Origin of the sequence: Salinisphaera sp. T5B8 (assembly GCF_040361255.1) — a bacterium.
In the GTDB taxonomy this organism is placed as follows: Bacteria; Pseudomonadota; Gammaproteobacteria; order Nevskiales; family Salinisphaeraceae; genus Salinisphaera.
In genome coordinates this window covers 1-21,270 of record NZ_APNG01000038.1, presented here as the reverse complement: position 1 = coordinate 21,270, position 21,270 = coordinate 1, and the positions used below count along the sequence as shown (strand labels likewise).

At 60.7% G+C, this 21,270-nt stretch carries 23 protein-coding genes; 16 read left to right on the top strand and 7 right to left on the bottom strand.

The window, feature by feature from the left end:
• Window positions 1-79: 79 nt before the first annotated feature.
• Window positions 80-901 (bottom strand): sulfite exporter TauE/SafE family protein, encoded by an 822-nt coding sequence (locus T5B8_RS19525; RefSeq protein WP_209064986.1) that lies wholly within the window; start codon window positions 899-901, stop codon window positions 80-82.
• A 120-nt stretch (window positions 902-1,021) separates the two neighbouring features.
• Between T5B8_RS19525 and T5B8_RS19520 the strand changes: the two genes are divergently transcribed.
• Genes T5B8_RS19520 through T5B8_RS19505 form a run of 4 tightly spaced genes read left to right on the top strand, consistent with a single transcriptional unit; the run spans window position 1,022 to window position 3,873 of the window.
• On the top strand, window positions 1,022-1,684 hold the full coding sequence (locus T5B8_RS19520) for a c-type cytochrome (protein ID WP_353180949.1): 663 nt from the start codon (window positions 1,022-1,024) through the stop codon (window positions 1,682-1,684).
• On the top strand, window positions 1,677-2,759 hold the full coding sequence (locus T5B8_RS19515) for a c-type cytochrome (RefSeq protein ID WP_353162934.1): 1,083 nt from the start codon (window positions 1,677-1,679) through the stop codon (window positions 2,757-2,759). Before T5B8_RS19520 ends, T5B8_RS19515 begins: the two co-directional genes overlap by 8 nt.
• A gap of 31 nt (window positions 2,760-2,790) precedes the next feature.
• Window positions 2,791-3,237, top strand: coding sequence for a protein tyrosine phosphatase family protein (locus T5B8_RS19510; protein ID WP_209064989.1), 447 nt, complete (start codon window positions 2,791-2,793; stop codon window positions 3,235-3,237).
• A gap of 9 nt (window positions 3,238-3,246) precedes the next feature.
• Window positions 3,247-3,873 (top strand): class I SAM-dependent methyltransferase, encoded by a 627-nt coding sequence (locus tag T5B8_RS19505; protein ID WP_209064990.1) that lies wholly within the window; start codon window positions 3,247-3,249, stop codon window positions 3,871-3,873.
• A 147-nt stretch (window positions 3,874-4,020) separates the two neighbouring features.
• Here T5B8_RS19505 and T5B8_RS19500 read toward each other — a convergent pair whose 3' ends face one another.
• From T5B8_RS19500 to T5B8_RS19490, 3 genes are all read right to left on the bottom strand, one after another.
• Window positions 4,021-4,740, bottom strand: a complete 720-nt coding sequence (locus T5B8_RS19500) for an OBAP family protein (RefSeq protein ID WP_353180950.1) — start codon at window positions 4,738-4,740, stop codon at window positions 4,021-4,023.
• Between the two features lie 254 nt (window positions 4,741-4,994).
• On the bottom strand, window positions 4,995-6,314 hold the full coding sequence (locus tag T5B8_RS19495; protein WP_209064991.1) for a sensor histidine kinase: 1,320 nt from the start codon (window positions 6,312-6,314) through the stop codon (window positions 4,995-4,997).
• On the bottom strand, window positions 6,311-6,997 hold the full coding sequence (locus tag T5B8_RS19490) for a response regulator (protein WP_353180948.1): 687 nt from the start codon (window positions 6,995-6,997) through the stop codon (window positions 6,311-6,313). The genes T5B8_RS19495 and T5B8_RS19490 overlap by 4 nt, the downstream gene beginning before the upstream one ends.
• An 80-nt stretch (window positions 6,998-7,077) precedes the next feature.
• On the opposite strand from T5B8_RS19490, the gene T5B8_RS19485 reads away from it, so the two are divergent.
• From T5B8_RS19485 to T5B8_RS19455, 7 genes are all read left to right on the top strand, one after another.
• Complete coding sequence (locus tag T5B8_RS19485) at window positions 7,078-7,638, top strand: DUF2244 domain-containing protein (protein WP_353162946.1); 561 nt, start codon at window positions 7,078-7,080, stop codon at window positions 7,636-7,638.
• Between the two features lie 48 nt (window positions 7,639-7,686).
• Complete coding sequence (gene ctaD, locus T5B8_RS19480; protein WP_209064995.1) at window positions 7,687-9,324, top strand: cytochrome c oxidase subunit I; 1,638 nt, start codon at window positions 7,687-7,689, stop codon at window positions 9,322-9,324.
• A gap of 37 nt (window positions 9,325-9,361) precedes the next feature.
• A complete protein-coding gene (cyoE, locus tag T5B8_RS19475) occupies window positions 9,362-10,249 on the top strand; it encodes a heme o synthase (RefSeq protein WP_348767896.1) in 888 nt (295 codons plus the stop codon).
• A 56-nt stretch (window positions 10,250-10,305) separates the two neighbouring features.
• Window positions 10,306-12,171 (top strand): protein-disulfide reductase DsbD, encoded by a 1,866-nt coding sequence (gene dsbD / locus T5B8_RS19470; RefSeq protein WP_353180947.1) that lies wholly within the window; start codon window positions 10,306-10,308, stop codon window positions 12,169-12,171.
• Window positions 12,171-13,028, top strand: coding sequence for a prolipoprotein diacylglyceryl transferase family protein (locus tag T5B8_RS19465; RefSeq protein WP_353162951.1), 858 nt, complete (start codon window positions 12,171-12,173; stop codon window positions 13,026-13,028). Before dsbD ends, T5B8_RS19465 begins: the two co-directional genes overlap by 1 nt.
• Window positions 13,025-13,819, top strand: coding sequence for a thiol:disulfide interchange protein DsbG (gene dsbG, locus T5B8_RS19460; protein WP_353162954.1), 795 nt, complete (start codon window positions 13,025-13,027; stop codon window positions 13,817-13,819). The genes T5B8_RS19465 and dsbG overlap by 4 nt, the downstream gene beginning before the upstream one ends.
• A 355-nt stretch (window positions 13,820-14,174) precedes the next feature.
• The gene (locus T5B8_RS19455; RefSeq protein WP_209065004.1) at window positions 14,175-14,729 is read left to right on the top strand and encodes a DsrE family protein; all 555 of its coding nucleotides are present in this window, start codon (window positions 14,175-14,177) and stop codon (window positions 14,727-14,729) included.
• Between the two features lie 18 nt (window positions 14,730-14,747).
• On the opposite strand, the gene T5B8_RS19450 is transcribed toward T5B8_RS19455, so the two are convergent.
• Both T5B8_RS19450 and T5B8_RS19445 read right to left on the bottom strand, forming a co-directional pair.
• On the bottom strand, window positions 14,748-15,218 hold the full coding sequence (locus T5B8_RS19450) for a Dps family protein (protein ID WP_353162959.1): 471 nt from the start codon (window positions 15,216-15,218) through the stop codon (window positions 14,748-14,750).
• A gap of 83 nt (window positions 15,219-15,301) precedes the next feature.
• Entirely contained in the window at window positions 15,302-16,168 is an 867-nt protein-coding gene (locus T5B8_RS19445) for an MBL fold metallo-hydrolase (protein WP_353162961.1), read from the bottom strand.
• Between the two features lie 120 nt (window positions 16,169-16,288).
• Between T5B8_RS19445 and T5B8_RS19440 the strand changes: the two genes are divergently transcribed.
• Window positions 16,289-17,518 carry an NAD(P)/FAD-dependent oxidoreductase gene (locus tag T5B8_RS19440; protein WP_353162964.1) on the top strand — a complete coding sequence of 410 codons (1,230 nt, stop codon included), beginning with the start codon at window positions 16,289-16,291 and terminating at the stop codon, window positions 17,516-17,518.
• Window positions 17,519-17,707: 189 nt separating this feature from the next.
• A complete protein-coding gene (locus T5B8_RS19430; RefSeq protein ID WP_353162969.1) occupies window positions 17,708-18,127 on the top strand; it encodes a DUF6691 family protein in 420 nt (139 codons plus the stop codon).
• Here the strand turns inward: T5B8_RS19430 and T5B8_RS19425 are convergent.
• Window positions 18,124-18,426, bottom strand: a complete 303-nt coding sequence (locus T5B8_RS19425) for a metal-sensing transcriptional repressor (RefSeq protein ID WP_209065014.1) — start codon at window positions 18,424-18,426, stop codon at window positions 18,124-18,126. The genes T5B8_RS19430 and T5B8_RS19425 overlap by 4 nt on opposite strands.
• 196 nt (window positions 18,427-18,622) lie before the next feature.
• Here T5B8_RS19425 and T5B8_RS19420 point away from each other — a divergent pair, with 196 nt between their 5' ends.
• From T5B8_RS19420 to T5B8_RS19410, 3 genes are read left to right on the top strand one after another with little or no spacing between them, the layout of a single operon-like run.
• Window positions 18,623-20,017, top strand: coding sequence for a cytochrome ubiquinol oxidase subunit I (locus T5B8_RS19420; RefSeq protein ID WP_353180946.1), 1,395 nt, complete (start codon window positions 18,623-18,625; stop codon window positions 20,015-20,017).
• Window positions 20,014-21,021: a cytochrome d ubiquinol oxidase subunit II gene (gene cydB, locus T5B8_RS19415; protein ID WP_353180945.1), complete on the top strand. Its 1,008-nt coding sequence runs from the start codon at window positions 20,014-20,016 to the stop codon at window positions 21,019-21,021. Before T5B8_RS19420 ends, cydB begins: the two co-directional genes overlap by 4 nt.
• Before the next feature lie 2 nt (window positions 21,022-21,023).
• Window positions 21,024-21,161: a DUF2474 family protein gene (locus T5B8_RS19410; RefSeq protein WP_353180944.1), complete on the top strand. Its 138-nt coding sequence runs from the start codon at window positions 21,024-21,026 to the stop codon at window positions 21,159-21,161.
• The last annotated feature ends 109 nt before the right edge of the window (window positions 21,162-21,270 follow it).

The window sequence follows — 21,270 nt, the reverse complement described above, 5'->3', positions numbered from 1 at the left end:
CCTGAGAGAAGTTTAGCCGGTGGGAGCGTTTTCACACAGCCTGGGCCGCATGCGGCCATTGGTCAGTGTGATTCCTCAATTACGAGAACGTTTTGAATATCATGTAGCCGGCAGTGAGCAGCATGGCGATCGAAAAAACCAGCTGTAGCGACGGGCCAGCGATATAGCGTGACAACGTACGGCCCCCGATCATCCCCAAAACACCACCGAGTATGAATAAGCCGGTCAGTGCCCAGTCGATATCACGACCGGAAAAAACCGCTGATGTGAGTCCAGATAACCCAATAAGCGTAATCACCAAAAGGGAAGTTGCGACGGCTCTGTGAATTCCCATTTCGGTGATCATGATCAGCGCCGGTACGATTAGAAAGCCGCCACCCACGCCGAAAAAGCCGGAGAGGACACCGACGAGAACTCCGACGGCTACAAGCGCTGCGCTACATGGCGCGTTCAGCCGGAGTTGGCCATCGCGGCTGTAGTGACAAACGGTGCCCGGGTCGTCATGAGCGTCGGCGGCCGGCCTCGCCCGTACGACTTTCGAGTCATCACCCGCACGGCGCGCGCTTCGAAACATCCTTGTAGCCACGAGGATCATCACGCCAGCGAATAGCGCCGTAATCGTAGCTTCGTCAACCAGATCGCCCAGATAGACGCCGACCGGCGCAGTCGCAACTCCTGCCACTGCAAAGATGAGTCCTGCTCTGAGTTCGATTAACCCGCGCCAATAGGACTCTGCTGCCCCGAACGCCGCGGTAATTGCGACTGCGCCGAGCGATACCGCTATCGCAGCCTGCGCCGGTTCGCCGAGGCCGTAAATCAATAGCGGCACTGCGAAAATCGAACCGCCTCCGCCTGTCAGGCCAAGGGCAAGGCCTACCAGAACTCCGAAAATCACACTCATGGCGCTCATCCACCATCTGGATATCAATTCCGATAGAACTAATTGCTCTATCTTTATGCCTCGGTAGTATACAGATACGTGTAGGGGTACGATGGAATGGTCCAAGCGGAGGCTCTAACAATGGCAATACGTAAATGCACCCTTTCTGCGCTTGTGTGGCTTCTATCGGTCTCGCCTTGGGTACAGGCAAGTCCAAGCGATATAGCGAATCAAGGCCTCGGCGAGAACATCGCGCCCTGTAGTAGCTGCCATGGCGCGCATGGCGAAGGCAATGCGGCCGCCGGCTTTCCCCGCCTTGCCGGGCTCGGCGCGCCCTATCTCGAGGCGCAGCTCGACGCCTTCGCCAGCGGCGCGCGCGAGAATGCGGTCATGCAGCCGATTGCTAGTGCGTTGTCCACGGACCAGCGAAGCGCGATGGCCACCTATTACAGTCAGCTTTCCGCAGAAGGCGCGCAGGCAAGCAAAGGACAATCGGATAACCCACCCGATACTGGCGCCGAGCTCGCGGAACATGGCCGTTGGGCGAACGATATTCCCGCGTGTGTCCAATGCCATGGCCCGGCGGGTGTGGGTGTGGGCGAGCACTTCCCCGCCCTCGCCGGCCAACCAGGAGCTTATCTCGAAGGTCAGTTGCGGGCCTGGCGCAATGGCAAGCGACCCGGCGGGCCCATGGGTTTGATGGCGTCGATCGCCGCTAAGTTGGACGAATCGGATATCAAGCCAGTCGCCCAATACTTCGCTGCGCAATCACCGGCACCCGCCAAGGGGCTAGATCATGAGTAATCGTATTCCGCTTTTAACGGTCGCGGTGTCGTTTGCCATGCTCGCCGCAGTTATTTTCTGGGTTGGCACGCGGGATCAGAGCGCGCCGACGCCAGCACAGGCAAAAACTGCGAACGCCGCTCCCGCAGCTAGAGGCGACACGACAGAGAGCGCCACGAAATCTGAGGACGTGGCTGTATCGGGTAACGCGGCGTCCGAGAGAAGCGAACCGCTTCCGGGCGCGGCGCAGCCCGGCGCTGCGAGTGCGGCTGACGATTTTGCCCCACCCGCACGCAGCGAGATCCCGGACGACGAGTTCGGCGCCATGGTTCGTAAAGGCCGCGACATCTTCACCGACACGCAGCAGCACGCCGATCAATTCGTCGGTAACGACCTGCAATGTGCCAATTGCCATCTAGACGAAGGCCGTCGGCCGGATTCCGCACCGCTCTGGGCGGCGTGGGCGATGTACCCCGCGTATCGTGGCAAGAACAAGCACGTCAACGATTTCGCCGAGCGTATCCAAGGCTGTTTTCGCTACAGCATGAACGGCACACCGCCGCCGCGCGGTGACGAGGTGCTCGTCGCGCTCGAGTCCTATGCCTATTGGCTGGCCAGCGGCGCGCCGGTTGCCAAGAATCTCCCGGGGCGCGGCTATTCCGAACTCGAGGCCCCCGAACAGCCACCAAGCTTCACACGCGGCAAACAGGTGTTCGCCGACCACTGCGCCCTGTGTCATGGCAGTGACGGGCAAGGTCAGCGAGCGGCGGACGGCAGTCTGGCGTTTCCGCCTCTGTGGGGACCGCGCTCCTACAACTGGGGCGCGGGCATGCATCGCGTGAACACCGCCGCCGGTTTCATCAAGGCCAACATGCCGCTGGGCGCGGCGACGCTATCCGATCAACAGGCTTGGGATGTGGCCCGATTTATCGATAGCCAAGAGCGCCCGCAGGATCCGCGTTTCACCGGATCGGTCAGCGAGACCGCGGAGCAATATCACGGCGAGCACTCGATGTACGGCCAGACCGTGAACGGCGTCGTGCTCGGTCAAGATGCCCCACCCTCGGGAACGGCCGCCAAGGTGAACCAGCCGTGACCAATCGCGCATTCGAACCGAAGGAGACCCCATGACCGATTACGCTTCGAACATAGCCAATGCCCACCCGCTTGAGAACAACGTGGTCGCAGCCGGCCAGCCGTCAGCGGCACAGCTGAAAGAAGCGTTGGCTGGCGGTGTGCGAACCGTCGTCAATCTGCGGCCCGCCGGCGAATTCGATGAGTTCGATGAAGCCGCGCTGATAGCCGAAGCAGGAATGCATTACGTTCATATTCCTGTCGCCGGCCCCGAGGACATCAACGACGCGAGTGCGCGCACGCTTGACGCAGCACTCGCAGAGGATCAGCGCCCGGCAATCGTGCATTGCGGGAGCTCGAACCGCGTGGGCGGGCTTATGGCCTATCGTGCACGCTACCTTCAGGGTAAAAACGCGGACGAAGCGCTTCAGGTCGGCTTGGATGCGGGCCTAAACCCCGAGTCGCCCCTGTTCGCCGCGATACAAAAGAAACTCGACTGAGTCTGCCGCATGGGTCTGTATAACCGCTATATCCTGCCGCACGTGCTTGATTGCGCGTGCGGCCTGCCTGCCGTAGAGCGTGAACGCGCGCGTCTGGTTCCTCAGGCGCGCGGGCGTGTGCTCGAAATCGGTATCGGGACCGGCCGTAACCTGCCCCACTACAACCCAGCGAACGTGGATACGATCGTCGGGCTTGATCCCGCGGCTGAAATGCATCCGCGTGCGCGGCGACGGCTGTCCGAAACGCGCCTATCCGTATCGCTAATGGCCGTTAGCGCCGAACAGATACCGGCCGAAGACGACCATTTCGACACCGTGCTAGTGACTTATAGTCTGTGTAGTATTCCCGATCCGTTCTTAGCCCTGCGCGAAATGCGCCGCGTGCTCAAACCGAACGGCACGATGCTGTTCTGCGAACACGGCCGCTCGCCGGAGGCGAAAGTGGCGCGTTGGCAGCAGCGCCTTACGCCGGCGTGGCGGCATATTGCAGGCGGTTGTCACCTGGATCGCAACGTACCCGAGTTACTGACCGACGCAGGCTTTTCCATAGACACGCTCGACTCCGGCTATATTCAGGGGCCGAAACCACTCACTTGGCACTTCCGTGGGCTCGCTAGCAAACACCCCGCCAAATAAGCGCTATTTGGATACAAACGTTGCGCCCTGGCGATACGAGGTCACGCGTTGCACGGGAATAAAGTCCCCGCTCCCCAACCGTAAGGCTTCGACAGGCACCCGAAAATGATCGAGGGCCTAAGGCTCAGCCCCTCGCTCTGCATGCATTCACTGCGATTGCACGTTTGACGACTTATCTTCGACACCCGGAATCGCCTGGGTGCCTCGCGGAAACTGCCCTTTGAGCACATCCACGCCCTGCTGCGGTTTCGCCAAAGGCAGCAGATCCTGCCGATTCCGCCGACGGTCGGCCGTATCGATATTCATTCGCTTATCACGATCCTCGACCAACCCAGGTTTGGGCTCACCGAAGCGGTTGAACGACCACGCCAGAGACGGTTCGCCTAAGGGTAATCGCACCTTTCCTTCAGCACTACGTGTTGTATTCCAGGTATGCCAGGTTTTGCCGTAGCTGTTCATCTTCTCCTTCATCAGCTCGTGGTCAGCCGCTTCGGGAAGATTGGGCGCGACAAGCTGGCCCGAAAGAATTTCACCGTTATGCGGATGCCAGTACTGCTTTTCCTTCTCCGGTAGCCGCTTGAACAGTTTTTCGGAAATTATGTATTCGATACCCGTCATGTTCGCGTGGGACGTATTACCGTCATAGAGCGAGCATTGTGCGAAATCTTCGTTCACCTGCTGGCAAAAGTGATGCGCCTCAAACTGCTCTTCTGGTTTGTTCTTCATCGGGTGGAACCCGACCAGATAAATATCGAGTTGATCCGTCGGCGCATCGGTCTGTAACGCGTCTGCACCGGCCTCGAGCACGTTCGTTTTCATGCTGTCGGGACTGCCATCGACTTCCGCAGCGGGCCCAGTACGTCCCATACCTGTGCAACCGGCCAGTAAAATCGTGCTCAGCGCCGCAACGCCCACCACGTCAGGCAATGCCGAACTCCTCACTACTATCTCCTAGATGCCTCTATGTTACGCAGACCCAACATAAGGTCTTGCCGTTAAGGACTGTATCCGGGAAAACCCTGCGCCTCCTATTCTGAGACGCCACTTTGAACGACTAGATCGGTTCTCGGTATACGATGCATTTGGTGAGGACATCGGCTTGCGTCATCGGCCGGTCACGTCTAAGACGGTGCCGCTCGGGGCCAGGAAAGACGCACCGCCAAGCCACCGCCGGGACGTGGCTCGAAGGCGAGCTCGCCGGCAAAGCGCTGGGCAATCGCGGCAGCAATGGTTAGTCCCAAACCGCTGCCGGCGCCCGCGCGCGACGCCTCGCCACGCCAGAAGCGCTGGGTCAGGGGTTGCGTGTCACGATCGGCAGGCCAATCACCCTGATCGCAAACGACGAACGTCACGCGCGCCGCTTTGACTTCAATAGCCAGCGAGACCTCACGATCGGCTCGCGTATGCCGCAGCGCGTTATCGAGCAGATTGCGCAGAGCGGCAGTGGCGAGCGCCTTGGGCACCGCAACGGGTATCGCCACACCATTCTCATGAATCCCGACGCGTCCGCCGTTCGGCAGATCAGCCAACGCTGCGGTTGCGATCGCCGAACTTGTCGCCTGCGCCATATCGAAATGCGACTCGCCAGCCTCGACCCGTGCGAGCAGTAACAATTGCTCGAGCGTGCGCTGCAGCCGCGCGATACCCGCCTCGGCCTGTGCGAGCGCGGCGTACGCCTCATTTCCGTCGAGCCGTTTGGCAAGCTGAACATGGGTCTTGATTGCTGTCAGCGGAGTGCGCAGTTCGTGTGCGGCATCGCTGGTGAAACGCTGTTCGCGGGCGAGCGTCTCGCCGGTTCGGACGAGCAGCTGGTTGAGCGTATCGACCGCAGGTCGGAGCTCTTTAGGCGCATCGTCGATTTCGACTGGTATGAGTGTATCCGGCGCTCGTCGGGACAGTTCGCCACGCAAACGCTCGAGCGGGCGGAGTCCGCGTCTTATACCGAACCAGAGCACTACCAGGCTGCCGAGCAGTGCTACGGCAAACGGCACAGCTGCGACCGCGATCACGTTGCGTTGGAGGGCGCTACGCTCGACGAGTCGGTCAGCGGTCGTGATATGCACGCCGTTCTGAACGTAGGTGAACAAGCGCCAGCGTTCGCCGTCGATATCGCGGTCGGTGAAACCGGGTGCCGGCGACTCGAGGCCATCGTCGAATTGGCCGTGGGTGCGCATCAGAACGCGTCCGCTCGGCGCATTGATCTGACACGCTACGCCAGCGCTGCTCGGTACCGAAAGAACAGGGTCGCCCGTATTTTGCCAGGCCGAGTCGGGCAACTGGGCGACCAGGCCCGCCACCATCCGGGCGGAAGCAGCCAGACGCTGGTCCAATGTATCGCGCACCTGATCTTGCAAGTCGCTATATAGCCAGACGGCAACGAGCCCCCACAGCGCCGCAAAGGACAGGCCCAGTGTTAATAAAAGACGCCAGCGTAAACTCAAGGCGTGCTCCGCTTACCGATGTCCGAAGCGTTACCCAATCGATAACCCAAGCCCCGCACCGTGCGCACGAGGCCAGCGCCTAGCTTTCGCCGCAGATGATAGATATGGACGTTGATCGCATTACTTTCGACCTCGGCCTCAATACCGTAGAGGGCGTCCTTAAGTTGCTCAGCTGTGAGAATTGATCGCCGGGCATGCAGAAGCTTGGACAGAAGCGCATATTCGCGGCGGGTGAGTTCAACCTCCCGCTCCTCGCAATACACTGTTTGCGTCGTGGGATCGAGAGTGATTGGACCATGCTCGACAATCGGTCCGGCGTGGCCCCCTGCCCGCCTTAGCAGCGCCTGTACTCTCGCGATAAGTTCATCGAGATCGAAGGGCTTCAGTAAATAATCATCTGCCCCCGCTTGCAGCCCGCTCACACGATCCGCGAGACCATCACGCGCTGTCAGGACTAGCACTGGGAGCGCGACACCGCGCTTGCGCCAATCCCTTAATAACGCGACGCCGTCCATATCCGGCAAACCGAGATCGAGTATGGCGATATCGCTCGCCACCGCACTCAAAGCTAACCCCGCCTCTTCCCCACTTGTCGCCCAATCGACCGTGTACCCAACGGTTTCGAGCGCAGAACGAATACCGGCCCCGACTAGCGCATCGTCTTCGATTAGAAGTATATGCATTCAGTAGTTCTTTCTTGCGTACTTGGGATCATCCCGAAGCCGATGAAGTGAGGATTAACCGCGGGCAAAGGTTTGCCTGCATGACCATTGTTTATATACCCGTACGGGTATATGTTATTGAACACGAGCCATATTGCCATAGAAGCCAGATCGCTATGGTCGACGCAATATCCAACACGCCCACCCGTCGTCTCGTCATCGCCCCGAATGCATCGCTGACGAGAGCACAGGCACAGTGGTGCTTCTTAGCCATGTGCGGCGTTTCTTTCTCTATCGCTCTGTTTTTTATGACGTTAGGGCTCTGGCCAGTTCTGCCCTTCGCCGGCCTCGAGATGGCGGCCCTCGGCACCGCTCTCTATGCGAGCGTAAAAGCGAACAGCTACCGGGAAATCGTGTCGATCACCGACGAACGTATTGAGATCGTCGCGGGTACTGCTAAGCCCGAGCGCCAATGGGAATTTCCGCGTCTACTCACACAAGTTCGGCTTTCCAGCAGTGTTCATCGAAATGGCCGGTCGCGCCTTCTCGTAACACGCCACGGGCACGGCTGCGAGATCGGGGCCCTCCTGACTGAAGAGGAACGGGCTGAGGTAGCCGAACGGCTAAAGGAGTGGGTTACCGCTCGCTCGATCGAATCTTAGTCACGGAGTAACGAGCTAAGTCGGGCGCTACGAATTGGAGAGTTTGTGATGAGTACTGTCAATCCGACCGATACCCACGACCACCACGGTCATGACGATCACCACCACGGGCCGGTGACGCTGGCCGATGGCGTATGGCCGTGGATGAAACGCTGGATCGGCACCACGAACCATAAGGATCTGGGCACGCTGTACCTGATCTTTTCGCTGACCATGCTGTTCATCGGCGGCGTGATGTCGCTGATAATCAGAGCCGAGCTGTTCGCGCCGGGCATCCAGTTTGTCGACCCCGGCTTCTATAACGAGATGATCACGCTGCACGCGCTGGTGATGATCTTTGGCGGCGTCATGCCGGCGTTCGTGGGGCTTGCGAACTGGATGGTGCCGATGATGATCGGTTGTTCCGATCTGGCGCTGCCGCGCGTGAACAACTGGGGTTTCTGGATCCTGCCGTTCGCGTTCTCGATGCTGCTGGGCACGCTGTTCGTTTCCGGTGGTGCGCCGGCTTCGGGCTGGACCATGTATCCGCCGCTGGTCATGCAGACCGGTAACGCGCTGCCGCTGATGGTGTTTGCCATCCATCTGGCCGGTATTTCGTCGATCACGGGCGCGATCAACATCGTGGTCACGATCCTGAACATGCGCGCGCCGGATATGCCGCTGCTCAAGATGCCGCTGTTCGTGTGGACCTGGCTGATCACCGCCTACCTGCTTATCGCGGTGATGCCGGTGCTCGCCGGTGCGGTCACGATGCTGCTGACCGATCACTTCTTCGGCACGACCTTCTTCGATGCCGCGGGTGGTGGTGACCCGGTCCTGTTCCAGCACATCTTCTGGTTCTTCGGGCATCCGGAGGTCTACATCATGATTTTGCCGGCCTTCGGCATCGTGTCGACCATCATCCCGACGTTCGCCCGCAAGGCGCTGTTCGGGCATGACTCGATGGTCTACGCCGTGGCCTCGATCGCGTTCCTTAGCTTCATCGTGTGGGCGCATCACATGTTTACCGTGGGCATGCCGGTCTCGGCCGAGCTGTTCTTCATGTTCGCGACCATGCTCATCGCCGTACCGACAGGCGTGAAGGTGTTCAACTGGGTTGCCACCATGTGGCGTGGCTCGATGACCTTCGAGACGCCGATGCTGTTCGCGCTCGGTTTCGTCGTGCTGTTCACCATCGGTGGCTTTTCGGGCCTGATGCTGGCGCTCACCCCGGTCGACTTCCAGTATCACGATTCCTACTTCGTGGTCGCGCACTTCCACTACGTGCTGGTGCCGGGCGCGATCTTCTCGATCATCGCAGCCATCTACTACTGGATTCCGAAGTGGACCGGCGTGATGTACAACGAGAAGCTCGGCCAGTTCCATTTCTGGTGGAGTGCGGTCTGGATCAACGTACTGTTCTTCCCGCAACACTTCCTGGGTCTGGCCGGCATGCCGCGTCGTATCCCGGATTACGCGGTGCAGTTCACCGATTTCAACATGATCTCGTCGCTGGGCGCACTGCTGTTCTTCCTCGGGCAGTTCGTGTTCATCTACAACATGATCATGTGCATGCGCGGTGCCGGGAAGAAGGCGACCGGACGTGTATGGGAAGGCGCACGAGGCCTGGAATGGACAGTGGCATCGCCCGCGCCGTACCACACCTTCGAGCAGCCGCCGAAGATCGACCCGCGCGAGCTGGCGTAGCGCGCTATTCTTCGTGCGCATCGATTCAATAATGCGCATGCCTACGCGTCTTACTGATTACTACGAGCTGTGCAAGCCGCGCGTGGTGCTTCTGATCGTGTTCACCGCGATGGTGGGCATGTTTCTGGCCACGCCCGGTATGGTGCCGATCGATGCACTTCTTTTCGGCACGCTCGGCATCGGGCTGATGGCAGCTTCCGCCGCCGCGGTTAACCAGATGCTCGATCGCAAGGCCGATCAGCGCATGGCGCGTACCCGCAAGCGCCCGTTGGTCACTGGCCATCTGGACATGGTGCAGTCGGCGCGTTTTGCCGCCGCCATCGGCCTGATCGGCATGGCGATCCTGCTCTGGCTGGTCAACCCACTGACCGCCTGGCTAACGCTGGTCACGCTGGTCGGCTATGCCGGCGTCTATACCGTCTATCTCAAGCGTGCGACGCCACAGAACATCGTCATTGGCGGTGCGGCAGGGGCGGCTCCGCCGGTGCTCGGATGGGTCGCCGTCACCGGAACAGTCGACGTGCACGCGTTGATCCTGTTCCTGATTATCTTCATCTGGACGCCACCGCATTTCTGGGCGCTAGCGATCGAGCGCCATCGCGAATATGCGGAGGTCGATATTCCGATGTTGCCGGTTACCCACGGGCTCGAGTACACCCGTACCCAGGTGCTGCTCTATACGGTGCTGCTGTTCATCGTGTCGCTGCTGCCGTTCGCGACCGGCATGAGCGGACCGTTGTATCTGATCAGCGCGATCGGCCTGTCCGGCTGGTTCCTGATCTACGCGATCCGGCTGAAATACGCGCCGAAGCCGGGGCTGGCGATGCGCACCTTCGGCTATTCGATCTTCTACCTGATGGCACTGTTCACGGCATTGCTGGTGGATCATCACCTAGCGCCGTTGCTGATGCGAGAGGCTTTTTAATCCTGACTTAACCGCGGTCCTTATCTTGTGCATCAGTGCAGACAGGAGCGCGTTAGATGACTCTTTTCCCGTATCGTCGGCTGGCCATTGTGGTCTTGATTTTGTTGTGCGGTCCCAGTGCGCTGGCCGCCGGTACGGCTTCGTCAAACGATTTCCTTTCCGTGGGCGAGGCCTTTACTTATGACGTCTCGGTCAACGCGGACGACACGCTGACCGTAAGCTGGACGATCGCTGACGGCTACTATTTGTATCGGCATCAATTCGATTTTGCCGGCAAACCGGCACCTGTGGCCGCCGTCGAGATGCCGCACGGCCAGCCCATCGAGGACGAATTCTTCGGCAAATCCGAGGTATATCACGACTCGGTCGCGGTCCGCGTCGACCCCGGTAACGCTCAAACCGTCGAACTGACCTGGCAGGGCTGTGCGGAGGCCGGCCTATGCTATCCACCGCAGCGCGCAACGCTGGATTTGGCCGACTACAACTTGGGCGGCGGCACGGCCGCCCCCGTGGACTCGAACGACGAAGGCGCCGGCACTACGACGGCGCAAGCCAAAGCCGGGAAATCCGACGCCCTCGGCGAGGATCAGTCGTTGGCCGCGCAGCTGTCAGACAGCAACACGGCCTGGGTGCTACTGGTGTTCTTCGGGCTCGGGCTGCTGCTGGTATTCACACCCTGCGTACTGCCCATGGTTCCAATCCTGACCAGCCTGATCGTGGGCAGCGGCGCGCGCGGCCGGCGCGGCCTGACTCTGTCGCTGGCCTATGTGCTGCCGATGGCGTTGACCTATGCCCTACTCGGCGTCGCCGCGGCGCTGGCCGGTGCCAACTTGCAGGCCGCACTTCAGACTCCCTGGGTGCTGGGCGCATTCGCGCTCGTGTTCGTGGCACTCGCGCTGGCGATGTTCGGCGTCTACGAGTTGCAGCTGCCGGCGGCCCTGCGTAACCGGCTGGATCGCGCCAGCAGCGCCCAGCGCGGCGGCAGCCTCGGCGGCGCGGCGGTCATGGGCGCACTATCGGCGCTGATCGTCGGCCCGTGTATGACCGCGCCGCTGGCCGGGGCGCTGCTGTTCATCGCCGAATCCGGCGACGTGCTAATCGGCGGCAGCGCGCTGTTCGCGCTCGGCCTGGGCATGGGCGCGCCGCTGGTCCTCGCCGGCAGCCTCGGGGCCCGATTCCTGCCACGCCCGGGGCCGTGGATGAACGGCGTGAAGGCGGTGTTCGGTTTCGTCCTGCTGGGCATGGCGCTGTGGTTCGTCGCCCGCGTGACGCCCGCCCCCTGGATGCTCGGACTGTGGGGCGCGTGGCTGCTCGCCATCGGCACCACGCTCTATCAGGTCGCGCTGCGCGCCGCCCTGGCGACGCTACCGCTAGCGATGATCGCGCGCGTAGCCGGCCTTCTGATCGGCCTCTGGGGCGCGCTGCTGGTGATCGGCGCCGCCGGTGGCGCCAGCGATCCGATGCGGCCGCTGGCCTTTGCCGGCGCGCCCGCGAACACGACCGACGCGGGCGGCGAAGCCGGTGCGCAGACAGACGACTTCATGGCCCGTTTCGAGCCCGTGTCCGATCTCGACGCTCTTGATGCGCAAGTGGCCAAGGCCGGCGAAAACGGCCGCTGGACGGTCGTGGATTTCTACGCCGACTGGTGTATCTCGTGCAAGGTGATCAAATCCGAAGTCTTCGGCGACGCCCGCGTACAGGCGGCACTGGACGACGTGCAGCTGCTGCGCCCGGACGTGACCGACAACGACGCCGCCGACCGCGCGCTGATGGGCCACTACGGCGTCGTCGGCCCACCCACCCTGCTGCTGATCGGCCCGGACGGCGAAGAGGCCCGCAGCGCGCGCATCGTCGGCGAGCTGGACGCCGAGGCCTTCCTCGATCACCTCGAGCGCGCACGTGACGACTTGGAGAATTCCTGATGCTGTCCTTCAACCTCGGCCCGCTGGCGATCTCGGTCGCCCATGCCCTGATGCTTTTCGCGCTGATTACGGCGTTGATAGCCGGCAAGGTTGCCGCGCGCCGGCGTGAAGTGCCGATCACCGACACGCTGTTCAACCTGGCGCTGGCCGGCGCGGTGGCGGCCCGGCTGGTGTTCGTGATCCGCTATTTCGGCGAATACCGCCCGGCGCCGCTGGGCATTTTCGACATTCGTGACGGCGGTTTCGATGCGATCGGCGGGCTGCTGGGCATGGCCGCCTACGCAAGCTTCGTGGTCTGGCGCCGGCCGCTGCTGCGCGCACCGCTGGCCGCCGCGCTGGTCGCCGGCGGCCTCGCCTGGGGGCTGACCGGCGGCGCGCTCACCTTGATCGAACAGCAGGCGGCGAGCCTGCCCGAGGCACGGCTGCAGACGCTGGATGGCCGCGCCACCGATCTAGCTACGCTACAGGCCGAAGCCGAGGGCCGGCCGATGGTGGTCAATCTATGGGCGACCTGGTGTCCGCCCTGCCGTGCGGAGATGCCCGTCCTCGAGGCCGCCCAGAACGAGCGCGACGACGTGCTGTTCGTGTTCGCCAACCAGGCCGAGGCAACGCCCACCATCCAGAGTTTCCTGGACAGTCAGGATCTGCACATCGAACACGTGCTGCGCGACTCGGGCGGGCATCTGGCCAAGCAGGCCGGATCAGCCGCATTGCCTACGACACTGTTCTACGACGGCGACGGGCGTTTGGTCGACAGCCATCTGGGCCAGCTGTCGCGCGCGACTCTCACCGCCGCTCTCGAACGTTTCGACACGGCGCCCACTGCTTCTTCTCACGATGATGAGGAACAACCATGACCAGAACCGCACGACTATCTCTAATCCTGACGATCACCGCTACCGCCATCGGCATGTACGCGCTGGTCGCATGGGCCGCCCCCGAAGAAGAATCCGATTCACCGGCGCCCGTGGCGGCGATGGAGGATCGTGGAATGAATATTCTCGGCTCTTTCGATGCCCCAAGCGGGCTGACCGGATACGCCGCTACCGTCCAGGGCCGGCCAATGGCGATTTATGTAACGGAGGACGGCAAGCATGCAGTACTCGGCACGCTAGTCGACGAACAGGGCAACAATCTGACGGCCGACCCTCTGGAGCGTATATCGTCGGGACCGCAGAACAAGAAGGCTTGGGACCAGTTGGAAGACGCCACTTGGGTCCGTGATGGTGACGCCGACGCGCCCCGTATCGTCTACGAGATCACCGATCCGAACTGCCCTTACTGCAACCAGTTCTGGCAGACAGCACGCCCCTGGGTGGAAGCGGGTGACGTCCAGATCCGCCACGTCATGGTCGGTATTCTCAAAGCCGACAGCGTGCCGAAGGCCGCCACGATCGTCGGCGCTGATGATCCGGAGGCTGCACTGGAACGCCAGGAGCGCAACTACGCCAGCGGCGGTATCGAAGTCACCGAGAATATTTCGCACGCCGCTCGCGACAAGGTCCAGGACAACAACGCCCTCATGGAGGCCTTGGGCTATTTCGCCACGCCGACGATTCTCTATCGCAAGACCAACGGGGATATCGGACTCAAACAGGGCATGCCACGCGGCGACGACGTAGAGAAGATTCTGGGACCCAAACCCTGATCAGGGCGTTCAGCGCGGCAATCGTGGTCATCAAGGCATCTTCAGCTGACGCGTTGCACCTGCCAACGGCAGTCACGGCGCAGCAAAAAGCCATTCCTGCGTTGGGTGAGCGAATCGATGATCCCACTGCTACCGACGCAAATACGACCACGTCGGCTAAGGCCACCGTCGTTCGAATTCTCGAGCGTCGCCTAACGTTCGAACGAAGACTGGCTGGTTTGGAGTCGCATGGGTGGCCGTATCAACCGATATCCGGCACACCCGGGCTGACATTGACCCAGAGCCTTGGGAGGCACTGGATCGAGCGCACCCAGCCCAGTGTTCAACCATTCAGTAACGCATAAAGGAGCTCGTTATGACCCCAATGTTTCGTACAACTCTCATCATCTTGAGTGTCGCATTGGCTAGTGTTGGCCCCGCCTTGGCCGCAGGGGGCGACTGGCGCTACCCGGCCATCGAAGGCTATGGCGGCATCAAACCACTCCCCGAAGCAGCCAATCAGCCCTCAGTCAAGGCCGAGCACAAAGCCGTATTCGATGTGACCAAAGCAGCGAAGAGCCCCGACCAGCTGAACCCGGGCTTGGAACGCGTCGCACGGGCCGTGAACGTGTTCGCATCGGCCGGCGTGCCCGCTGAAAAGCTCGACTTCGTGGTTGTGGTTCACGGACCAGCGACACCCGGTATTCTGAATGACGCCCAATACGAGAAGCAGTTCGGACAGGCCAACCCCAACACCGCGCTGATCGCCGCCCTACGCAAGGCGGGCGTTACCCTGCACGTATGTGGCCAGGCGCTCGCCAAGCATGCGTTCGATCAGTCATGGGTCAACAATGAGGTCGATGTTGCATTGTCGGCGCTCAGCGATCTGGTGATCTTTCAAAGTCGCGGCTACGCTGTCGTGCCCCAGTAAGAATGTTCGTGCGCTCTCTTAGCTAGCCATCGCCCGCAACATCCAAGCCGTCTTCTCATGCACGCGCATACGATCAGAGACAAGAGCCGCCGAAGACTCGTCACCGGCATGCTGCGCGCGTTGCAGTACATCCCGGCATGTCATCACGACCTTTTCATGTCCCGCACCTAGAACCTCGACCATACGATCTGCATTAGGCACGTCTTCGACCTCGGAGATCGAGCTCAAAGTCGAGAACTGGCGATATGTACCCGGCGCGACCTGATCGAGCGAGCGTATGCGCTCCGCGATCTCGTCCACGGCCGCAGCCAACTCCGTGTACTGCTCCTCGAACATAAGATGCAACTCGCGAAAGCGCGGGCCGGTCACGTTCCAATGGAAGTTATGCGTTTGCAGATACAACGTATAAGAATCAGCGAGCAATTTTTTCAAACCTTCGCCGGTGTTCATCCGACCTTCTTCATCTATCCCGGTGTTAATCGAGCTCATATCGTTCTCCAGATGCTGAATGAGTAGGTGTGCGACTCGCTCCGGCCCGTCGGTGAGGAACGTTGCGCATTGCCTCGCTCTCTTTAGAAAGCGTTCACTGGGATCTTCAGGTACGCGGTGCCGTTATTCTCCGGCGTAGGGAGGCGCCCTCCCCGCGTATTGATCTGAAGCGCGGCGAGCATGAGCGCGGGCAGCGGTAGTTCCGCATCACGCTTGTTTCGCAAGGCCGTATACGCGGATTCGTCCATGTTCTGCAGATGCGGGTTACGCTCCCGCTGTTCGCCCACCGTGGACTCCCAGCGCGGTTCTCGCCCATCCGGCATGTAGTCATGACCGGTGAAAAGGCGAGTCTCGTCCGGCAACTCAAGAATGGCCTGGATCGAGCGATAGAGTGTGGCTGCATCGCCGCCTGGGAAATCTGCTCGTGCGGTACCGAAGTCGGGCTGGAACAGCGTGTCGTGCACGAACGCGGCATCGCCGATCACGTAGGTGATCGAGGCCAGGGTATGACCCGGCGAATACATAACCCTCGCCTCAAGCTCGCCGACAGTGAACGTGTCGCCATCGCCAAAAAGCCGATCCCACTGGTGTCCGTCAGTTTTGAAGTCGTCACCGAAGTTGTAGATCTTCTTCCAGAGCTTTTGGACGTCGATGACGTGCTCGCCGATCGCGCGCGGCGCGTCGAAAAGCCCCTGAAGATAGATCGCTGCCGAGAGATGGTCCGCATGCGGATGTGTGTCCAGAATCCAGTCGACCGTGAGCCCGCGCGACTGCACGAACGCCGCGATCTCATCGGCGGATTCCGTGCTCGTGCTCGCCGATTTCTCGTCGTAGTTCAGTACCGGGTCGATGATCGCACAGTGTTTGCTGACTGTATCGACACAGACGTACTGAACGCTGAAAGTCTTTTCGTCGAAGAATCCGACGACTTCCGGAGTGCCGCTCGCCATGGTTGTCTTCCTTCTAATCTGTGGAAACCAGAATTGCACCAACCTAAGAATCGGTTATTTGCAAATGCCTTCGGGTTCTATTATACCCTTAGGGGTATACGTAGCAAGACGGAGTAAATCATGTCGAGCAACACAAGCCATCATCGCGTCGTTGTCGCGGGCGGTGGTACAGCCGGGCTATCAGTCGCCGCCGCCCTACTGAGGCAATCGCCTCAACTTGATGTCGCTGTAATCGAGGCGAGCGACGTGCATTACTACCAGCCGGGCTGGACGCTCGTAGGTGGTGGCGACATGCGGGCCGAAGACACAAAGCGGCGCGAGGAAGAAGTTATGCCGGACAAGGCCCGCTGGATCCGGGCCACGATCAGTGCGTTCGCACCCGACGAAAATCGCGTCGAGTTGGCCTCCGGCGAGTCGGTCACCTATGACTTTTTGGTAGTGGCACTAGGCCTCCAGATCGACTGGCAAGCCATTGATGGTCTGTCCGAGACACTGGGGCGCAACGGCGTAACCTCGAACTATCGATACGACCTCGCACCCTATACCCACGAGTTGGCCCAATCGCTGACCGATGGCGCCAAGGCGTTGTTTACGCAGCCGGCTATGCCAATCAAGTGCGCCGGCGCTCCGCAGAAAGCGCTTTACTTGACCGCCGATACACTGCGCAAACGCGGGATATCGGCGGAGATCGGGTTCTATAATCAAGGCGGTGCGATGTTCGGGGTCCCCGCCTATGCACGGGAGCTCGATAAAGTTATTGCTTCGTATGGAGCGACGCCCTATTTCAAACACAATCTAGTGGCCGTGGACGGTGAAAAGCACGAAGCCACCTTTTCGACTGACGATGGGCCAGTAACGCGTGCGTTCGACATGCTCCACGTGGTGCCGCCGCAGTCTGCGCCGGACGTTATCAAGGGAAGTCCACTCGCGGGCGACGCCGGCTGGGTCACCGTCGATAAGAACCGGCTCACGCATACCCGCTACGATAATGTGCTGGCTTTGGGTGACTGCACCGACACCCCTAATGCGAAGACCATGGCCGCCGTACGCCGCCAGTTCCCAGTCGTGGTCGCTGAACTGCGCGCGGCCCTGGGGGAATCGGCTAAAAAACGTACTTACGACGGTTACGGGGCGTGCCCACTCACGGTCGCCCATGGCAAGGTCATGCTGGCCGAATTCCGCTACGGTGGTGAAGTGGTCTCTAGTTTCCCATTGGATCCGCGCACTTCGCGGCGAATGTACTGGCCAATCAAAAGCCAATTCTTCCCCGCCCTGTACTGGCAGGTCATGCTACGCGGGCTGGACTGGCACTGGCCGAAACCCAAGCCACGCCCGGATCTAACGGAATAACGTCGTGTTTGATAGCTGGCGGAGTGCTGGTTGGCATGGGCACACGATTAGGGTCAGGCTGCACCAGCGGCCACGGCGTGTGCGGAATTGGGCGCGGTTCGACGCGATCCATTGCTGCCACCCTTGTCTTCTTTATCTGCGGCGTGGTTACAGCGGTTATCACGCGACATCTTTTTACGGGCTGAGCGGATGCAGTACGTGATCACGCTAGCGTCCGGCCTGGTCTTTGGTATCGGGCTGACGATTTCTGGAATGGTGAACCCGGAGAAAGTGCTCGCTTTTCTGGATCCCGTGGGCCGGTGGGATCCGAGCCTTGCTCTGGTCATGGCCATGGCTCTCGCCGTATTCAGCCTTACGAATGCTTTCTTGGGAAAACGGATACGCCCGCTATTCGGGTCTACATTCCACCGACCCAGCTCGCTGACTATCGATCGACGATTACTATCGGGCGCCGCCCTCTTTGGAGTTGGCTGGGGGCTAGCAGGTTATTGCCCCGGACCGGCCTTGGCAGCCTTGGTATTCAACTTTCGAGAAGCCGCTATCTTTCTCCCCGCCATATTATTGGGCGGGTGGCTAGCCGATCGGTTTCTTTTGGCAACTCGTACCTAGCCGTAGCGTGACAATAGCTCCGTTGCGTACTTAAGACGCTCGCGCGCATCGGCCGCATCAAGCTTCTGGCAAGACAGCTCTCGCTCGATTACGCAGGACAGCATGTTATAGAAGGTACGGTCGAGCGCTTTGCGGGCAGCGGTCATTTGAACCGCTACGTCCTCGCATTCGGCATCACGTTCCAGCATAGCCTGCAAGCCGCGAACTTGCCCCTCGACGCGTTTCAGACGCCGAATGAGTGCGGACTTGCTGGCTTCCCATTCCTGGTCGAAAGGAAGGATGTCGGCATTTTCGGACATTGTGTTTACTAGCTAGGAAATAAGCCCTACTAAATTATACATTGACAGCCTCCTTAGTGCGTCATATCTGAATCAAGCGTCTCCCTGCGGTCCGACTTATTCTCCGTAGCCGCCATGTAATTTAAGTCGCGATTGGATAGTGACGCTATATACCCCCTCCGGTATACTTCGATAAGCAGCTTCCTAGGTGAAAAGCATGGCTCTCGATCCGGAAATCCTGTCGCGAATACAGTTCGCGTTCGTGGTGTCGTTTCATATCCTGTTCCCGGCATTCACGATCGGTCTGGCGAGCTGGCTGGCGATGTGCGAAGGCATGCACCTGCTCACCGGTCGCGATGTCTTTCGCAGGCTGTATCACTTCTGGGTAAAGATCTTCGCCGTGTCGTTCGGCATGGGCGTGGTTTCCGGCATCGTGATGAGCTTTCAGTTCGGCACCAACTGGTCGGTGTTCGCGGAAGCCACCGCGCCGGTACTCGGCCCGCTGTTCTCCTACGAGGTGCTGACGGCCTTCTTCCTGGAGGCGACCTTCCTCGGGATCATGCTGTTCGGCTGGAACAAGGTCGGCCCGAAACTGCATTTCTTCGCGACCGCAATGGTCGCGATCGGCACCATGCTGTCTGCCTTCTGGATTCTGTCCGCGAATTCGTGGATGCACACGCCGGACGGCTTCGAACTGCGCGACGGTATCTTCTATCCGGTTGACTGGTGGAAGATCGTGTTCAACCCGTCGTTCCCGTACCGGCTGGTGCACATGGTGTTGGCCGCCTTCCTGACCACGGCGTTCGTGATTCTGGGCGTCGGCGCCTGGTATCGGCTCAAGGGCACGGCCCACGAGGCCTCGCGCGTGATGCTGATCATGGGTGTGGCGTTCGTATCCATCGTCACGCCGCTGCAGATCGTCGCCGGTGACTTTCACGGTTTGAAGACGCTGGAATACCAGCCGGCCAAGGTCGCTGCCATGGAAGCCCATTGGGAGACCGAAGAGGGCGCGGCCCTGGCGTTGTTCGCCTGGCCGGATGCCGAGAACGAAACCAATCACTTCGAGATCGCGGTGCCGAATCTCGCCAGCCTGATCCTCACCCACGAATGGAACGGCGAGCTGGTCGGGCTCAAAGATTTCCCGGAGAGCGAGCGTCCGCCGGTCGCGCCGATCTTCTTCTCGTTCCGGATCATGGTGGGGCTGGGCATCCTCATGTTGATTGCCGGCATGCTCGGTCTGTGGCTGGCATTTCGCGGTCGGCTGTTCGATTCGCGCCTCTATCACCGCTATCTCGTGGCGATGATTCCTTCGGGCTTCATCGCGGTGCTGGCGGGTTGGATCACCACCGAGATCGGGCGCCAGCCGTATACGGTCTATGGCCTGCTGCGCACGTCCGACTCGCTGTCGCCGGTGGCGGCGCCGAGCGTGCTGGCGACACTGATCACTTTCGTGATCGTCTACGGCATCGTCTTCGGCGCCGGGCTGTATTACATCGTGCGCGTGGTGCGTACCGGGCCCGAGAAGGCGCCTGCGCATCCGGTGCCCGATCCATATGCGACGCCGGCCCGGCCGTTGTCGTATCCCGATGAGCCGGTGGGAGAAAAACGATGAGTACGGTCGAAATCCTGCCGCTGATCTGGTTCGGGATCATTGGCTTTGGCGTGATCATGTACGTGCTGCTGGACGGCTTCGTGCTCGGCATCGGCATCCTGTCGGGCGTGGCCTATGGCGAGGCCGAGCGCGACATCATGATGAATTCGGTGGCGCCGATATGGGACGGCAACGAGACCTGGCTGGTGTTGGGCGGCGTCGCGCTGCTCGCGGCCTTCCCGCCGGCCTATACGGTGCTGCTGCCGGCGCTCTATCTGCCGCTGACCGGCATGCTGATCGCGCTGATCTTTCGCGGCGTGGCCTTCGAGTTCCGCTTCAAGGCGCGGCGCAAGTTCGGCTGGAACACGGCGTTCTTTCTCGGCTCGGTGTTGGCGACCTTCTTCCAGGGCGTGACCCTCGGCGCGATCGTGCAGGGCATCGAGGCCAACGGCGCCCAGTATGTCGGCGGCGCGTTCGACTGGTTTTCGGGCTTCACGATGCTTACCGGCACTGCACTCGTGGCCGGCTATGCACTACTGGGCGCGACCTGGGTGGTGATGAAAACCACCGGCCTGTTGCAGCGGCGCGCCTATGGCTGGTCGCGCGTACTGTTGACGGCCGTGATCGTGTTCATGGCGGTGGTGAGCATCTATGTGCCGTTCCTCGACGGCAACTATGCCGAGCGCTGGTTCGGTTTCCCGCATGCGCTGTGGCTGGTGCCGTTCCCGATCGCCGCGATCGTGGTGTCGTATTTCTTGTACTGGAGCGTGAGCCGGCGGCGGGAGTACGCGCCTTTCCTGCTTTCGTTGGCGATGTTCATCGTCGGCTATGGCGGGCTCGCGGCGAGCTTCTGGCCGCATATCATTCCGCCGCATCTGACCATATGGAACGCTGCCTCGCCGCCGGAAACACAGAGTTTTCTGCTCGTGGGCCTGGTGATCCTGTTGCCGTTCATCCTGTTCTATACGGGGTGGTCGTACTGGATATTTCGCGGCAAGGTCAGCCGTGACATGGGCTATCACTAGTCATGCGTAAAGGATTCGCCATCAGTGAAACTCCGCGACGCCTGCTCTGGTTCGTCGGCATCGGTGCCGCCAGCCTGCTGGCCTGGGGCGCGGCTGCCTTCGTGTTTCGTGAGGTGATCTTTTTCGTGCTCGAACACTAGAACTGCTGCCAGACTAGGAGGCCCAGCCTACTATTTCATGAGACCTAATTAGGTCCGCTATTGGCCCAGGCTGTGTGAAAACGCGTGAGTTAGCGTACTTTTCCCCATC

Bases quoted from the DNA above. Each gene is read 5' to 3' on its own strand.
- T5B8_RS19525 (WP_209064986.1), bottom strand. From the start codon at position 901: ATGAGTGTGATTTTCGGAGTTCTGGTAGGCCTTGCCCTTGGCCTGACA.
- T5B8_RS19520 (WP_353180949.1), top strand. From the start codon at position 1,022: ATGGCAATACGTAAATGCACCCTTTCTGCGCTTGTGTGGCTTCTATCG.
- T5B8_RS19515 (WP_353162934.1), top strand. From the start codon at position 1,677: ATGAGTAATCGTATTCCGCTTTTAACGGTCGCGGTGTCGTTTGCCATG.
- T5B8_RS19510 (WP_209064989.1), top strand. From the start codon at position 2,791: ATGACCGATTACGCTTCGAACATAGCCAATGCCCACCCGCTTGAGAAC.
- T5B8_RS19505 (WP_209064990.1), top strand. From the start codon at position 3,247: ATGGGTCTGTATAACCGCTATATCCTGCCGCACGTGCTTGATTGCGCG.
- T5B8_RS19500 (WP_353180950.1), bottom strand. From the start codon at position 4,740: ATGGGACGTACTGGGCCCGCTGCGGAAGTCGATGGCAGTCCCGACAGC.
- T5B8_RS19490 (WP_353180948.1), bottom strand. From the start codon at position 6,997: ATGCATATACTTCTAATCGAAGACGATGCGCTAGTCGGGGCCGGTATT.
- T5B8_RS19485 (WP_353162946.1), top strand. From the start codon at position 7,078: ATGACCATTGTTTATATACCCGTACGGGTATATGTTATTGAACACGAG.
- ctaD (WP_209064995.1), top strand. From the start codon at position 7,687: ATGAGTACTGTCAATCCGACCGATACCCACGACCACCACGGTCATGAC.
- cyoE (WP_348767896.1), top strand. From the start codon at position 9,362: ATGCCTACGCGTCTTACTGATTACTACGAGCTGTGCAAGCCGCGCGTG.
- dsbD (WP_353180947.1), top strand. From the start codon at position 10,306: ATGACTCTTTTCCCGTATCGTCGGCTGGCCATTGTGGTCTTGATTTTG.
- T5B8_RS19465 (WP_353162951.1), top strand. From the start codon at position 12,171: ATGCTGTCCTTCAACCTCGGCCCGCTGGCGATCTCGGTCGCCCATGCC.
- dsbG (WP_353162954.1), top strand. From the start codon at position 13,025: ATGACCAGAACCGCACGACTATCTCTAATCCTGACGATCACCGCTACC.
- T5B8_RS19455 (WP_209065004.1), top strand. From the start codon at position 14,175: ATGACCCCAATGTTTCGTACAACTCTCATCATCTTGAGTGTCGCATTG.
- T5B8_RS19450 (WP_353162959.1), bottom strand. From the start codon at position 15,218: ATGAGCTCGATTAACACCGGGATAGATGAAGAAGGTCGGATGAACACC.
- T5B8_RS19445 (WP_353162961.1), bottom strand. From the start codon at position 16,168: ATGGCGAGCGGCACTCCGGAAGTCGTCGGATTCTTCGACGAAAAGACT.
- T5B8_RS19440 (WP_353162964.1), top strand. From the start codon at position 16,289: ATGTCGAGCAACACAAGCCATCATCGCGTCGTTGTCGCGGGCGGTGGT.
- T5B8_RS19430 (WP_353162969.1), top strand. From the start codon at position 17,708: ATGCAGTACGTGATCACGCTAGCGTCCGGCCTGGTCTTTGGTATCGGG.
- T5B8_RS19425 (WP_209065014.1), bottom strand. From the start codon at position 18,426: ATGTCCGAAAATGCCGACATCCTTCCTTTCGACCAGGAATGGGAAGCC.
- T5B8_RS19420 (WP_353180946.1), top strand. From the start codon at position 18,623: ATGGCTCTCGATCCGGAAATCCTGTCGCGAATACAGTTCGCGTTCGTG.
- cydB (WP_353180945.1), top strand. From the start codon at position 20,014: ATGAGTACGGTCGAAATCCTGCCGCTGATCTGGTTCGGGATCATTGGC.
- T5B8_RS19410 (WP_353180944.1), top strand. From the start codon at position 21,024: ATGCGTAAAGGATTCGCCATCAGTGAAACTCCGCGACGCCTGCTCTGG.